This window comes from Ruegeria sp. AG1 (genome assembly GCF_056541705.1).
Map to the genome: position 1 here is coordinate 87965 of NZ_JBQFYU010000001.1, position 13768 is coordinate 101732.

Annotated in this window: 14 protein-coding genes; 4 read left to right on the top strand and 10 right to left on the bottom strand. The window is 58.2% G+C overall.

The annotated features are described in order from the left end of the window. Position 1 precedes the first annotated feature (1 nt). Positions 2 to 1090: an ATP phosphoribosyltransferase regulatory subunit gene (locus tag ACR0B5_RS00375; RefSeq protein WP_480537649.1), complete on the top strand. Its 1089-nt coding sequence runs from the start codon at positions 2 to 4 to the stop codon at positions 1088 to 1090. After that, a complete protein-coding gene (hisG, locus tag ACR0B5_RS00380) occupies positions 1087 to 1776 on the top strand; it encodes an ATP phosphoribosyltransferase (RefSeq protein WP_480537651.1) in 690 nt (229 codons plus the stop codon). The genes ACR0B5_RS00375 and hisG overlap by 4 nt, the downstream gene beginning before the upstream one ends. On the opposite strand, the gene ACR0B5_RS00385 is transcribed toward hisG, so the two are convergent. Next, the gene (locus ACR0B5_RS00385; RefSeq protein ID WP_170468402.1) at positions 1777 to 2208 is read right to left on the bottom strand and encodes a DUF1489 family protein; all 432 of its coding nucleotides are present in this window, start codon (positions 2206 to 2208) and stop codon (positions 1777 to 1779) included. Positions 2209 to 2342: 134 nt separating this feature from the next. Here ACR0B5_RS00385 and ACR0B5_RS00390 point away from each other — a divergent pair, with 134 nt between their 5' ends. Then, positions 2343 to 4625, top strand: a complete 2283-nt coding sequence (locus ACR0B5_RS00390) for an adenosylcobalamin-dependent ribonucleoside-diphosphate reductase (protein ID WP_480537653.1) — start codon at positions 2343 to 2345, stop codon at positions 4623 to 4625. Between the two features lie 384 nt (positions 4626 to 5009). Here the strand turns inward: ACR0B5_RS00390 and ACR0B5_RS00395 are convergent, their stop codons facing one another. After that, positions 5010 to 5957 (bottom strand): alpha/beta hydrolase, encoded by a 948-nt coding sequence (locus tag ACR0B5_RS00395; RefSeq protein ID WP_170689220.1) that lies wholly within the window; start codon positions 5955 to 5957, stop codon positions 5010 to 5012. Between the two features lie 119 nt (positions 5958 to 6076). Here ACR0B5_RS00395 and ACR0B5_RS00400 point away from each other — a divergent pair, with 119 nt between their 5' ends. Further along, positions 6077 to 6667, top strand: a complete 591-nt coding sequence (locus ACR0B5_RS00400; RefSeq protein WP_480537655.1) for a TetR/AcrR family transcriptional regulator — start codon at positions 6077 to 6079, stop codon at positions 6665 to 6667. 159 nt (positions 6668 to 6826) lie between these two features. Here the strand turns inward: ACR0B5_RS00400 and ACR0B5_RS00405 are convergent, their stop codons facing one another. The 8 genes from ACR0B5_RS00405 to ACR0B5_RS00440 are packed head-to-tail and all read right to left on the bottom strand — an operon-like array spanning position 6827 to position 13736. Next, positions 6827 to 7765, bottom strand: a complete 939-nt coding sequence (locus ACR0B5_RS00405; protein ID WP_480537657.1) for an acetamidase/formamidase family protein — start codon at positions 7763 to 7765, stop codon at positions 6827 to 6829. Positions 7766 to 7768: 3 nt separating this feature from the next. Beyond that, positions 7769 to 8797, bottom strand: coding sequence for a branched-chain amino acid ABC transporter permease (locus ACR0B5_RS00410; RefSeq protein ID WP_480537659.1), 1029 nt, complete (start codon positions 8795 to 8797; stop codon positions 7769 to 7771). Then, positions 8794 to 9690 carry a branched-chain amino acid ABC transporter permease gene (locus ACR0B5_RS00415; RefSeq protein WP_480537661.1) on the bottom strand — a complete coding sequence of 299 codons (897 nt, stop codon included), beginning with the start codon at positions 9688 to 9690 and terminating at the stop codon, positions 8794 to 8796. Before ACR0B5_RS00415 ends, ACR0B5_RS00410 begins: the two co-directional genes overlap by 4 nt. 1 nt (position 9691) lies before the next feature. Further along, a complete protein-coding gene (locus ACR0B5_RS00420; protein WP_480537663.1) occupies positions 9692 to 10396 on the bottom strand; it encodes an ABC transporter ATP-binding protein in 705 nt (234 codons plus the stop codon). Positions 10397 to 10437: 41 nt separating this feature from the next. Further along, a complete protein-coding gene (locus ACR0B5_RS00425; RefSeq protein ID WP_480537665.1) occupies positions 10438 to 11592 on the bottom strand; it encodes an ABC transporter substrate-binding protein in 1155 nt (384 codons plus the stop codon). A 29-nt stretch (positions 11593 to 11621) separates the two neighbouring features. Then, positions 11622 to 12332, bottom strand: coding sequence for an ABC transporter ATP-binding protein (locus ACR0B5_RS00430; RefSeq protein WP_480537667.1), 711 nt, complete (start codon positions 12330 to 12332; stop codon positions 11622 to 11624). Continuing rightward, positions 12325 to 12966, bottom strand: coding sequence for a cysteine hydrolase family protein (locus ACR0B5_RS00435; protein ID WP_480537669.1), 642 nt, complete (start codon positions 12964 to 12966; stop codon positions 12325 to 12327). The genes ACR0B5_RS00430 and ACR0B5_RS00435 overlap by 8 nt, the downstream gene beginning before the upstream one ends. Further along, a complete protein-coding gene (locus ACR0B5_RS00440; protein WP_480537671.1) occupies positions 12963 to 13736 on the bottom strand; it encodes an N-formylglutamate amidohydrolase in 774 nt (257 codons plus the stop codon). The genes ACR0B5_RS00435 and ACR0B5_RS00440 overlap by 4 nt, the downstream gene beginning before the upstream one ends. Positions 13737 to 13768: the final 32 nt, after the last annotated feature.

The following is a 13768-nucleotide window of genomic DNA, read 5'->3' on the forward strand; positions in this document are numbered from 1 at the left end:
CATGGCCAACCGTTCCCAGATACAGGCCCGCGCCGCGATGATGCGCGTCCGGTTCGAGGCCGCAGGCGCGCAGGTGGTCGATACGCCTCTGCTGCAACCGGCCGAGACACTGTTGGACCTCTATGGCGAAGACATCCGCGGGCGTGCTTATGTCACTTCCGACGCCCTGCGTGGCGAGCAGATGCTGCGCCCGGATTTCACTCTGCCCGTGGTACAGATGCACATGAGCGAAGGCGCAGAACCCGCGCGCTATACCTATTCCGGAGAGGTCTTTCGCCGTCAGGAGCATGACCCGGACCGATCGAATGAATACATCCAGGTGGGTTATGAGGTCTTTGACCGCGACGACCCATCCAGTGCGGATGCCGAGGTGTTCTCGCTGTTTGCGTTGCAGTTGCGGGGCCTGCCTCTGCGGGCGGCGACCGGGGATATCGGAATTTTGACCGCAGCTGTCGAGGGCCTTCGCACGACCGAGCGTCGCAAGACCGCCCTGATGCGACATCTGTGGCGCCCCCGCCGGTTCCGTATTCTTCTGGATCGGTTTGCCGGCCGCAAACCCGGCCCCGAAGGGCGCGACGAGTTGCTGAATGCCGCAGACCCTTTGGACAACGACATTCCGATGATCGGTAAGCGCCGTGCCTCCGAGATCGAGGCGCGGATCGAAGCCCTACGCGAAGATCGCGACACGCCCCCCATCTCAGACAATGAACTGGCCGGGTTGGAGACGCTGTTGAATGTACGTGAGACCATGCCATTTGCGCTGGAACAGCTGCGCGATGTTGCGGTCGACCTGCCTCAGATCACGCAGGCGCTTGATCGGCTTGAAGCCCGGATCGCAGCGATGCAGGCGCGGGGTGTGGATGTTGAGCGGTTGGATTTCGAGGCTGCGTATGGCCGGACCTCGATGGAGTATTACGACGGGTTTGTCTTTGGGTTCTACGCCGAAGGCCGCCCCGATCTGCCTCCGATCGCGACCGGTGGGCGCTATGATGCGCTGACCCGGCAGCTTGGCAATGGCGAAGAAATTCCGGCTGTTGGTGGCGTCATCCGCCCTGACCTGATGCTCGAGATCGAGGAGGACGCGCAATGAGCCTGAAACTGGGCGTGCCTTCGAAGGGCCGGTTGATGGAAAAGACCTTCTCGTGGTTCGAAAAGCGCGGCATCACTCTGTCCCGCAGCGGGTCGGACCGGGAATATGCGGGCAAGGTTGAGGGGATCGATGATGTCTCGCTGATCCTGCTGTCGGCGGGGGAAATCCCGCGTGAGCTGGCAGCTGGTCGTATCCACCTTGGTGTTACGGGCGTTGACCTTGTGCAGGAAAAGCTGCCGCGCTGGGAGCAACAGGTTGAAGAGGTTGCCGCGCTTGGTTTTGGCAAGGCGGACCTGATCATCGCCACGCCTGCCTGTTGGGTCGACGTGGATACGCTGGACGATCTGGATGCAGCCGCCGCCGCTTTCCGCAGAACACATGGTCACCGGCTGCGGATTGCGACCAAGTACCACCGTTTGGTTCGTGAGTTTCTGACCGATGCTGGGGTGGCCGACTATGCTCTGGTTGACAGCCAGGGCGCGACTGAAGGCACCGTGATGAACGAAACCGCCGAGGCGGTTGCCGATATCACCTCGACCGGTGAAACACTGCGGGCCAATCACCTGAAGATCCTCTCGGACGGTCTCATCCTGCAATCGCAAGCGACCCTGTGGCGCAGCCGTGTGGCGAGCTACGAGGCGGGCGACAAAGCGGTTTTGTCCGAGCTTTTGAATCGCCTGCGCTGACTACAATATGCCGATTTCTGCCAAAGCGCGGTTCAGATCGTCTGGCAGGGCGTCGTCCTGCTCACGCGATTTTGGCAGATCGGCAGGGGTGTCTTCGGGTTTCAAGTAACGCCAGCCTTGAAAGGGGCGTTTCAACGCGTTCTGGGTGCGATGCACCTCCGGGTCGAGAACAATGGCGCAGCGGCGGATGCCGTCCTCACCGCGTACCTCATCAAGGCGGAGGATGCGCTGGCGGCATTGGATCACGCCTTTGATCACCCAATAGATCGAACCTCCGTTCAGGATCTCGGCCTCGCGCTTTGGCCACATGCGCGTCACGTGGCGCGGGCAGCCATCCGCGTAAAGCGGCTTGCGGCTGTCCTGCCACGCCACCAGCGTGTCGACGCTCTCTGACCCGACCGAAAGTTTGACGAGGTTTACGAATTTATCCACAGTTTACCCACAGAGTCGCCCCAAAGGAATTGGTTAAGAAGGTAGGGTTAACGGCCTATTGCATCAAGTCATAGTAGCGCTAAGTGACCGATTTGGTCTATCTTGTATGCCTCGCAGCTGAATAGGAATCACCAATGAGCCGCTTTGCCGCCCCCATCGCTGAGCAGATCTGGGATATGAAATACCGCTTTAAACAGGCGGATGGCACGCCCATCGACCAGACAGTCGAGGACAGCTGGCGACGTATCGCGCGTGATCTGGCGCGGGTCGAGAAGGACCCCGCCCATTGGGAAGAAAAGTTCTACGCCGCGCTGGAGGATTTCAAATACCTGCCCGCTGGTCGTATCACTGCAGGCGCGGGCACAGCGCGGCAGGTGACACTGTTCAACTGCTTCGTCATGGGTACCGTGCCCGACAGCATGGGCGGCATCTTCGATATGCTGAAAGAGGCCGCTCTGACCATGCAGCAGGGTGGGGGAATCGGCTATGATTTCTCAACCATCCGTCCGCGTGGGGCGGATGTGAAAGGGGTGGCAGCGGATGCATCGGGGCCGTTGTCGTTCATGGATGTCTGGGACGCAATGTGCCGCACGATCATGTCCGCGGGCTCGCGCCGGGGGGCGATGATGGCGACGATGCGCTGCGATCATCCCGATATTGAACAGTTCATCACGGCCAAATCCGATCCGGCCCGTCTACGCATGTTCAACATGTCGGTGCTGGTGACTGACCCGTTCATGGAGGCCGTCAAAGCCGATGGCCCGTGGGAGCTGGTGTTCGGTGGCAAAGTCTATCACACCGTTCAGGCGCGGGACCTGTGGAACAAGATCATGCAGGCGACCTATGACTATGCCGAGCCGGGCGTGATCTTCATCGACCGCATCAACGCGGCCAACAACCTAAGCTATGTCGAAACGATTGCCGCGACCAACCCTTGTGGCGAGCAACCTCTGCCTCCTTACGGCGCGTGCCTGTTAGGCTCGATAAATCTTGCCCGGTTGGTGGCCGAGCCTTTCGAAGATGCGGCACATCTGGACGAGGACGCTCTGAAAGAACTGGTCGCTACTGCTGTGCGCATGATGGACAATGTGGTGGACGCGTCGAAATTCCCTCTGCCAGAACAGGAGGCCGAGGCGCAGGCCAAGCGCCGAATCGGGCTGGGTGTGACAGGTCTGGCAGATGCGCTTTTGATGTTGGGCCTGCGCTATGGCTCTGACGAGGCGGCGCGTCAAACCGAGCGCTGGTTGCACGCGATCGCCCGCGCCGCGTATCTGGCCTCGGTGCAATTGGCGAAGGAGAAGGGGGCGTTCCCCTTGTTCGATGCCGAGAAGTTCCTGACCAGCGGCACGATGCAGCAGATGGATGACGATGTGCGCGATGAAATCCGCGCGCATGGGATCCGTAACGCTTTGCTGACCTCGATCGCTCCAACGGGCACGATCTCTCTCTATGCTGGGAACGTGTCGTCGGGGATCGAACCGGTCTTTGCCTATGCCTACACGCGCAAGGTGTTGCAAAAGGATGGCTCGCGCACCGAAGAAGAGGTGGTGGACTATGCCGTGCAGATGTGGCGCGACAAGTTTGGCGAAAAGGACCTGCCGGAGTTTTTCGTGAATGCGCAGACGCTGTCTCCGTCTGATCACGTCAAGATGCAGGCCGCGGCGCAGAAATGGATCGACAGTTCGATTTCGAAAACGATCAACTGCCCTGAAGACATCAGTTTTGATGCCTTCAAGGATGTCTATATGCAGGCGTGGGATCAGGGCTGCAAAGGCTGCACGACCTATCGCCCCAATGATGTGACCGGCTCGGTTCTGACCGTATCGGAAAGTGCGGACACGGCGCCGGGTGAAAGCGCGGCTGCACCGCATGAGGTCGATGGCGGTGACGTCGTTTACATGTCCGAGCCGCTGGACCGCCCGCAGTCACTAGAGGGGTCGACCTACAAGCTGAAATGGCCCGACAGTGAGCATGCGATCTATCTGACGATCAACGATATTGTCATCGGGGGCCGCCGCCGTCCGTTCGAGGTGTTCATCAACTCGAAGAACATGGAGCATTACGCCTGGACGCTGGCGCTGACCCGCATGATCTCGGCCGTTTTCCGGCGGGGTGGGGATGTGTCCTTCGTGGTCGAAGAGCTCAAGGCCGTGTTCGATCCGCGCGGTGGAGCCTGGGTGAAGGGCAAGTATATCCCCTCGATCCTGGCAGCGATTGGCGGGGTGATCGAGCAGCACATGGTCAACATAGGGTTTCTGGAGGGAGAGGGGATGGGGCTGAAGTCGGACCCTCAGGCGCAGGTGGTCAACATGGATGTACCACGTGGTAAGGCGTGCCCGTCCTGTGGGCAGTTTGACATGGTGATGATCGAAGGTTGCATGACGTGCAGAAGCTGCGGTCATTCGAAATGTGGCTGAGGTGAGGGCGCGAAACCCGTTGTGAACCACAAGGCAATAAGAACCCATCTCGTTAGTATTGTCGCCCATACGCAAGGTCATTTGCGCCCACAATCCGAAACTCTTGGGTTTCTAGCGAAGAAATGGCGCCGGGTCTTTGATCGCCGAGACCTTTATGTGCGAGTTGGGAAGTACACACCGAAATCCCGCGAGTTTTGTACAACAATAGAAGATTGGCTAGCTGCCCGGATCGCATCTGTAGGCATCATTCCCTGACGGACTAGCACGTCAACTTGCGGCAGCTTCTGAACTATTTCCTCTTGCTTGTGTCTCTTGTTCGACATTCGCGGTCCACCGTTTCTCAAACAGAACGGTGGACCAAATCAAACGAAGCACTCCATCGCGTTAATTGTTGAAGAACTCTGCCACTGCATCTGTCGACGCATTCACAGCCTCGGGCTTGTAGTAAAAGTCTACGTGGCTGAATTCATCGAATGCCAACTCTTTGTGGTCATTGGTCAGTTTTTCGACAAATGCGGTCGAGCAGATCGCTGTGGAGGCATTTGTGCCGTAGATGGTCAGCGACGGCTGCACGATTTTGTCCGCATAGGCTTCACAAATTGAGAACAAAGACTGCATGGGCTGATCAGCAATGTGCATGTTGGTATAGTTGGGAACTGCAACCGGCCCCTTAGCACCATCACGGCCGTAATAGTCATAGGTTTCGCCAGCCATGTCCGGGTAGGCCGCCGCTTCCGTGAACTCTTCACGAGACATTTCGTCGTTCAAGCCGAACGGTGCAACGTAGTCTGGTTCGCCGGTTTCATATTGCTTCTGCATCGAGGCATTTGCTGCGTCGATCATCTGATTGGCCATATCGCGATCGGTCCACTGGAACGCGTCCGAGGCCATCATGCCCGACACCATGGCGATTTTCTTGATACGGTGGTCTGTCACCGCTGCCGATGCGATGGTCTGACCGCCCTGACAGACGCCCAGGCCATAGATTTCTTCGACGAAGGGTAGCGTACCCAGGTACGAAACCGCGTCCCAGGTGTTTTCGATCAGGCGGAAATTGTAGCGCGATTGTTTGAATTCGCCGGGCAGTGCGGGGCTATCGCCCATCCCCAGATAGTCGAAGCCAAGATAGATGAAGCCACGTGCCGCCATTTCAGGGCCGTAGGTCGCAGGTATTTGATCCTTGACCTGCGGGAACGGGCTGGCTCCCACGATGGCCTTGTAGGTCTTGGTCTCATCAAAACCTTCGGGCAGGTAGAGATCACCGGCCAAATCCACGCCAAAAGATTTAAAGGTCACTGCGTTTTTGCCAGCGATGAAAGTTTGGGGGGTCATGGTTTGGGTCCTTTCGAGGTCAAGCAGGATTGCACCTTGCTAAAGTAAATCGCTTTGTTTACTTATGTTGAGGAGGTGAAGTTTGTAAACACACTTTTTTACTTTTTGAGGCGAAATCCGTGAAACGTACTGAAAAGAAAAGAAAAGATATCATCGATGCAGCAATCGATGAGTTTCGGGAACAAGGATTTCTGGGGGCCAGGACGACCTCAATCGCCCAAAAAGCAAATGTTTCGAGTCGCACGCTCTACAACCACTTCGAAAGCAAAGAGGCCCTCTTCGAAGCAATCTCAGAAATCATGTTGGAGCAGAACAGGAGTATGCAGCCGGTTGCCTATGACCCAAGTCGTGACTTCGTTGAGCAGCTGAAAGACGCTCTGTGGCGGTACATTGCGGTCATAACGGAAGAGACAGCAATTGGTCTAAACCGCATGGTCCTTTCAGAGCTGATCCGCGACCTCGATCGTTCTCGGAAATTCTTCACGGAGACAGAAACGCTCGACTACCCGATGACGCAGTTGATCGGCGAAGCCATGGACGCGGGTGTAATCCGAAAAGCCGATCCGGTCTTCGCGACTAACCAGCTCTTGGCACTCGTCAAAAACTTCTTTTTCTGGCCAGAGTTTTTCCTGGGCGAGAACCCGACCACCAAGGGCGTAATGGACGATTGCATCGCCATGTTTATGGCGCACTACAAAATGGGCAAGTGAACCGCTCGTCAGACGCTTGACGCAGTCGTCACGATAGCGAAACAATCGAGGCCGAAGAACACCTACTGAAAAGATCGCTGACGAGCGGACGTATTTTGAACGGCTGACGGCTTCCGACATCGACCGCATAGCTCCGACACTCAGGAGTTGCAGCATTCTTCAGTTCAGAACGGTCTTCGGAAAGTAGAATGAGACCGTCCAGTTCGGGATATCCACGATCTCACTGATGCGCAGATCGCCGCAGACCGAGCAGAGCATGTAAGCATCAAGCGCTGACATCCCCGTCGTGGCCGAGATCCAGTCGACCATACCCGCCACTGCATCGCGGGCGGCCTGCATGAGATCCTCACCGATGCCTGTCGTCGCCTTGTAGCCGGAGGTATCGAAATGGCGGGTGACGGGGCCGTTGGTTTCAAACCGGGGGTAGGGCAGGTTTTCGCCTTTGAGAAGGTCGATTTTGATGGCCACGTCCATAGGGCTTTCGATGGCGGTGCCGCAAATCTCGCCATCGCCTTGTGCCGCGTGGGTGTCCCCCAGAGACAGCATCCCGCCCGCCACCTCGACGGGAAGGTAAAGCGTTGTCCCCACGCAATTGTCGCGGATGTCCAGATTGCCGCCCACACGGCGCGGAGGGACGACGGAGTGCAAGCCCGGCTCGGCCAGCGCCAGGCCGATTGTGCCGACGAACGGCTTGAGCGGTACCTTCCCGCCCGGGCCGAATAGAGCAGGGGTCATCGCATTGGCGTCATAGTTCCAGATATGAAGCGCCGCGTCGGGAAACTGATCGGTCAGCAGGCCAAAACCGGGGATGTTGGCGGTCCAACCCCAGCCCGAGGGTTTGAAATCCAGAAAGGTCACGGCAACGGTATCGCCGAGCTCGGCCCCGTTGATGTGGATCGGCCCTGTGACCGGATTGACCGCGTCGAAAGACAGCTTGCCCAGATCGGCCAGGGTCGAGGAAGCGTTCAACTGCCCGCCCGAACTGTCGATGGTTTCGACCTCAACGGTCTCGCCGGGGTCGACGCTCAGGACGGGTTCGATGGAGTTGTCCCAACCGAAATGGTGGTTGTGTTTGTGAATAGTGTGGTTGCAACCCATGACTTACTCCTGTTTTTTCAGAACCAGGTCTTCGATTTCTTGATCACCCATGATCCCTCCGGGGCGCAGGGCCATAGTCAGCACGATGACCGTTCCCAGCGCAATGCCCGACAGGCCCAGCACTTCGGGCAGGTCGATTCCTAGCAGGACCGGGCCGGTTTCCAGCCAGCGCACGCATTCCAACCCGAACGAGATCAGAAGCGTGCCCAGAACCGCACCTGTGACCGTTCTCATTCCCCCAAGGATCAGCATGGCGAGTGTCAGAAAGACGTGGTTGAAATAGAAGGGCCGTGCGCTGATCGTGCCAAGGAAATAGGCGTAAGCAATCCCGGCGACCGCAAGCAGGACGGCTGACAAGACCCAGGCAATCAGGCGTAACCGGCGAATGTTTACACCCATTGCGGCCGCTCCGACCTCATCATCGGCGCAGGCGCGTAGTTGGATGCCCCAACGGCTTTCGCGAAACAGGCGCACGATGAAGACAACGAAAACGGACAAGATCACGATAGACGTCAATGAAAACACCTGCGGAATGCCGAAAAACGCCTGGTTTCCTTTGAAAATGTCGGTGCGGTACAGGAATACCGAGTGCACGATGACCAGGACGGCAAGGGAAAAGATGGTCACTCCAGACCCTGTCAGGCGCACGACAAACAGTCCGACGATCAGGGCCAGAAAGGCGGTGATCACAATGGCAAGCAGCGCCGAACTGACCGGGTCCAGCGAGAAGGCATTCAACCCCCAAGGCGCATCCGGAAGAGAGATGGATTTGACCGTCACTGGCGTAACGCAGATCGCGGCGACATAGGCGCCGATCCCCATGAAGGCGCTATGGCTGAGGTTGGTCAGGCGCGCATTGCCCATGAACACCTGCATGGCCAGAACGACCAATAGGTTCACGTAGGCGCTGTAGACCAGCCGAAGCTGATAGCGAGAGCCGAAATAGGTCACGATCAGCCCAATCGCGATCAATACGGCGGCCAGGATCGCAGCGCCCACCAGCCCGCGTTTCTGACTGGGGTTCAGAATCATATCTTGTCCCCCTTTTCAGTCGGGGGCGACAGGATGCCATCCGGCCTCCATACTAATACTAGGGCAATTATTCCAAAGACAAAGGCGTCTTTCATGCCGCCATATTCCTGCGGTAACAGGACCAGCATGGCGACCTCGATGGCGCCAAGAAGAAAGCCTCCCAGCACGGCTCCGGGTAGGCTGCCGAACCCTCCGACGACGCAGGCTACGAAGGCCTTAAGGACCGGGTTGAACCCCAGATGCGGATCAACCGATCCACGCCGCGCCATGATGAAGATACAAGCTAGCCCGGCCAGCAGGCCCGAAACCATGAAGGCCACCGCGAACACCCTGTTGGATTTGACGCCGACCATCCGGACCATCTCAAAATCCAAGGAGGCGGCGCGCATGGCCAGACCCAGTGTTGTGCGTTTGAGAAACAGAATCAGTCCGACGATCACCAGCACCGTCGTCACCGCCTCAAACACTTGAAGGGAAGATACCTGAACACCCAAAAGCTGCACGGGCCAGTCGAGGAAATACAGAGACGTCACAGCCACCGGGCGTGGTGAGACCGCAAGCAAGAACACGTTCTGCAAAATGATTGAGACACCAAAGGCGGTCAGCAGGCCCGTTGTTGGATCTGCGTATCGCACGGGTCGGAACGCCACGCGTTCAAGCAGAAGGGACATCAGGATGGCAGCGGCGATCGCTCCGCCTATCACGATGAATGGGTTGTTCAGTGCCAGTGCTGCAAAGGCCACCATCGTATAGCCACCAACCGCGATCACCTCACCATGGGCAAAGTTCACCAGCCCCATGATCGAAAAGACAATCGCCAGTCCGAGTGCAATCAGCGCATATTCCGCACCAAAGGCGAGCGCGTTCATCATCTGCTGGGCCACGTATTCCATGTCAGGCGATCCCCGTCAGTTCCGCCATAAGCGCGCTGCTTTGGCCCAGTGTTTCCTTGGTGCCCTCGGCCACGACCCGACCGTTGTTCAAAAGGTAAGCGTAGTCCGACAGGCGCAGCGCCTGCGTTGCGTTCTGTTCGACCAACAGGATCGTCATTCCCTGCGCCTTCAGCTGTTCGATCATCTGGAAAATCTGGCTTACGATCTTGGGGGCCAGACCCAGGCTGGGTTCGTCCAGCAGCAGGATCTTGGGGCGTGTCATCAAGGCGCGGGAAATGGCCAGCATCTGCTGCTCGCCGCCCGACAAGGTGCCGGCGGGTTGGTCTCTGCGTTCGCCAAGGATCGGAAAGGTCTCAAGCCAACGGGCGATATCGGCTTCCTTGGCAGTGCGGTCAGAACGCGTTGCTCCGCCGAGCACCAGATTTTCCTCTACGCTCAGGTTCGAGAAGATCCGCCGCCCTTCGGGCGCCACGGACATACCCGCCTGCACGCGGGCTTCCACAGGCAACGCAGAGATATCGGCCCCGTCAAAGGTGATCCGGCCCGAGGACTTGACCACACCCATCAGCGCTGAGATGGTAGAGGTCTTGCCCGCGCCATTGGGGCCCAGCAAGGACACACAGCGGCCCTTGTCCACGGCGAAAGAGATGCCGTGCACGGCCTCGATCGGACCGTGAGAAACTATTAGGTTTTCAACATTCAGCATGGGTTTGGAAACGGGGGCTGGAACCGCCCCCGTCTTTTGGCTCAGTTCCAGTCTTTCGGTGTGTTTTCGGGAATTTCGTTCGAGATCAGAACCCGCTTGCCATCTTTATAGCCAATCACAGGGATCGTGCGCTGGGCGTAGGTTTTCGTGTCTTTGAACGAAATGCTGTCGACTGTCAGCACTGGGATCGAGTCGGCTGTACGGATCGTCTCCGCAATTTCAGCCGGGTCGCTGCTGCCCGAGGTTTCGACCGCCCAGGCAACGGCCTTGACTGTGTCGGCACCGGTGGCTGGGAATAGGCCGGGTACATCGTGACCCAACTCCTTGCAGTCCGCCATGAACTTGACAACGGCGCTTTCGTCATGGCTGGGAGCCAGCGTGGCAAAGAACACCTTGTCGAGCATTGCAGGATCATCAGCCGCGACGGCGTCCAGGGATGGATCGTCAAACCCGTCCGAGCCGACCACCCAGGCGTCGATACCAGCGCTGCGCAGCTGTCGGACCAGCACACCGATATCGGGCATGATCGACGAAATATAAACGGCGTCGATCTCTTCCCCCAGTGCTTTCATGTCAGCGATCTGAGGTGACCAGTCCGATGTGCCAAAGCTGAAATTCATCTTGGCCAGCACCTTGCCGCCGCCCTCTTCGATCACTTGACCGAACCACAGCGGGGTACGCGCGGACCACGACCCGCCTTCGTCTGAGGTCAGTAGAACCACGTTCTTGACCCCTTCGCTGAGCGCATGGTTGGCAGCTGCCGTTGCCGTGAACGGATCAGGCGAGACGCCGGTAAAGAAATTGTCCACGATGCCCGCATGCATCTCGACCTGCGTGGATTGCGGCTGGAAGATGGAAACGCCGTAAGGTTGGGCGATCTGAGCCACCGGGATCATCGTGTCCGAGAACGGCGTGGTGCCCAGCATCACAACCCCTTCGTCTAGAAACTTCTGCGCCAGTGAGATCGCCGCCTGCGTATCACCTGCGGAATCCTGAACCAGAACTTCGATCTTCTTGCCGCCAGCTCCACCGTCGGCATTGATCATATCGGCCATACAGCGCGCGCCCAGGTATTCGGAATAGATGGCCAGATCACCAGTCATCGGTACGCCCAGTCCGATCTTTATCGTATCTTCGGCGACCGCGGGTAGGGCGAGGCTCATGGCGGTCAGAGTCGTAAGGGTCAACTTCTTCATACTAATTCTCCTGTTGAAAGCCGCCTGCGTCACGCGGCACGTTCATCGGTTTCGCCAAGATAAGCGTCGATAACCTCTTGGTTCTTGGTTATTTCTTCGGGTGCGCCTTCGGCAATGATGGCGCCCATGTTCAAAACGGTGATCGTGTCGCAGAGCGACATTATGAATTTAAGATCGTGATCAATCACCAAAATCGCGCAGTCCGAATGTGTCCGCACCCATGTCAGCGACCGACCCAGAGCGTCTGTTTCCTGTTCGTTCATCCCAGCGGCGGGTTCGTCGAGCATCAGGACACGCGGGTTCAGGGCCAGCGCGCGAACGATCTCCAACCGCCGAAGCTGCCCATATGCCAACGACCCGGCGTTTTGGTTGAGCTTGTCCGACAGACCGAACTCGGGGATCGCGGCGTCGACGATTTCGGCGCCGCGGCCGGAATAGCGGGCGACGTCGATGTTTTGCGCGACGCTGAGGCTTGGAAAGACCCGCAGGTTCTGAAACGTCCGCGCCACACCGCGCGCCGCGCGTTCGTGGGCGCGTAGATTGTCCAGCGGCTCGCCATCCAGCGACATGTTGCCCGCCGAGTGGGTTAACAGCCCAGAGATCAGGTTGACCAGCGTCGTCTTGCCTGCGCCATTGGGGCCGATCAGACCGCGCACCTCGCCCGGTGCGACGGACATGGTCACATCCTCGACGGCGTGGACCCCGCCAAAGGTCTTGGTGATGCCGTTCAGATCAAGCACCGGCCAATTCCTCGACCAGTTCTTTTGTGGTGACCTGTCGACAATAGCCTTTGATCGCGCGCAGAGAATTGTCGTGCCGGTCCTGCGTATGAGTCAGGCAGGCATCTTCGACCTGAGTGACAAGGTAGCCCAGATCACACGCGTCACGGATGGCGCTTTCGACGCATTGATCCGTCAAAAGACCGGACAAAACAATTTGGCGAACGCCAAGGTTGCGCAGGATGTAGTCAACATGCGTGGACACAAACACCGAAGAGGACGTCTTCGGCAGCACGATCTCATCGCCTTGGGGCGCGATCTGGTCAATGACCTTTCCGTCCCAGCTGCCCTTGGGAACATGAAAACCCGTTATCTTGTAGTCCAGTGACCGGTCCCGCCCGTCGAGCGTCAGGCTTTCGATATTGGTGTACATGACCTCGACGCCGGCAGTGCGGCAGGCGGCTTGTATGGCTTGCATGTTCGGGATCACGCGGGTGTACAGCTGATCGAAAAACCAGCCGTATTTCTCATTGAATTCAGCTTCGGGCAGGTCCTTGAATTCGGCGCCGTCGCGATGTGCCGAATAGTTCTGCACGTCAATGAACAACAGGGCAGATTGCGATGGGATAAGTGGAACATTGCGGGTCAAACTCACGTCTTGGTCTCCAATATCCGGGTAAAGGCTTCGGCGAGAAGCTGCGCCCAATCCTCGACGCCTTTTGCATCGCGGATCAGGTCATTGCGGATTTCGACCAGCGAATGCGCCAGTCCGCGAGGTTCGGCGAAACGAGGTATAAACCAGTCGCTTTCACTGTCGATTTGATAGGGCTGGTTCAAAGCCATGTGCAGATCGGGACGTAGGGCCGAGATATGGTCGATCGCGGCTTGTCCCGTTTTCGGGTCAACGCGGGTTAGAAATCCAGCGTGCCAAGGCCGCGCCTCACCATCGACCTGTGCGGCGAAGGAGTGGATCGACACCGCAAGCACGCGCGGTGCTCGGTCCAGCATATGTTCAATGGCTGCGTTCAGAGGGGCCATGATCTCACGCTGACGTGCTGCGCGATCCGCAGCGGTCAAGTTCAGATTGGCTGGGATCTGCTCTCCAAAGCTGTTTGGAGGGATTGAATCCGGGGCCTCGATCGGGCGGTTGCAATCAATCACAAGGCGGGAATAGCGCTGCAAGATCAAAGGTGCCCGTAGCCAGTCAGCCAATTGCCGGGCCACGGCCTCGGCCCCGATGTCCCAACCGCGATGGCTGGCCTGCACCTCTTCCGAGACACCCAGATCGCCCAGCTTTTGCGGGATCGCGCGCCCGGCGTGTTCGCAGAGCAGCGCGATCTTCGCATCACTGTCACGATTGACCCATTCCACTGGGGCGGGATCCCCGGCGACCAGCAGTTCTTGGGTTGCGGCTGATGTGTTCATGTGGCCCACGTTAGAGAACAAGTTTTTTCAGA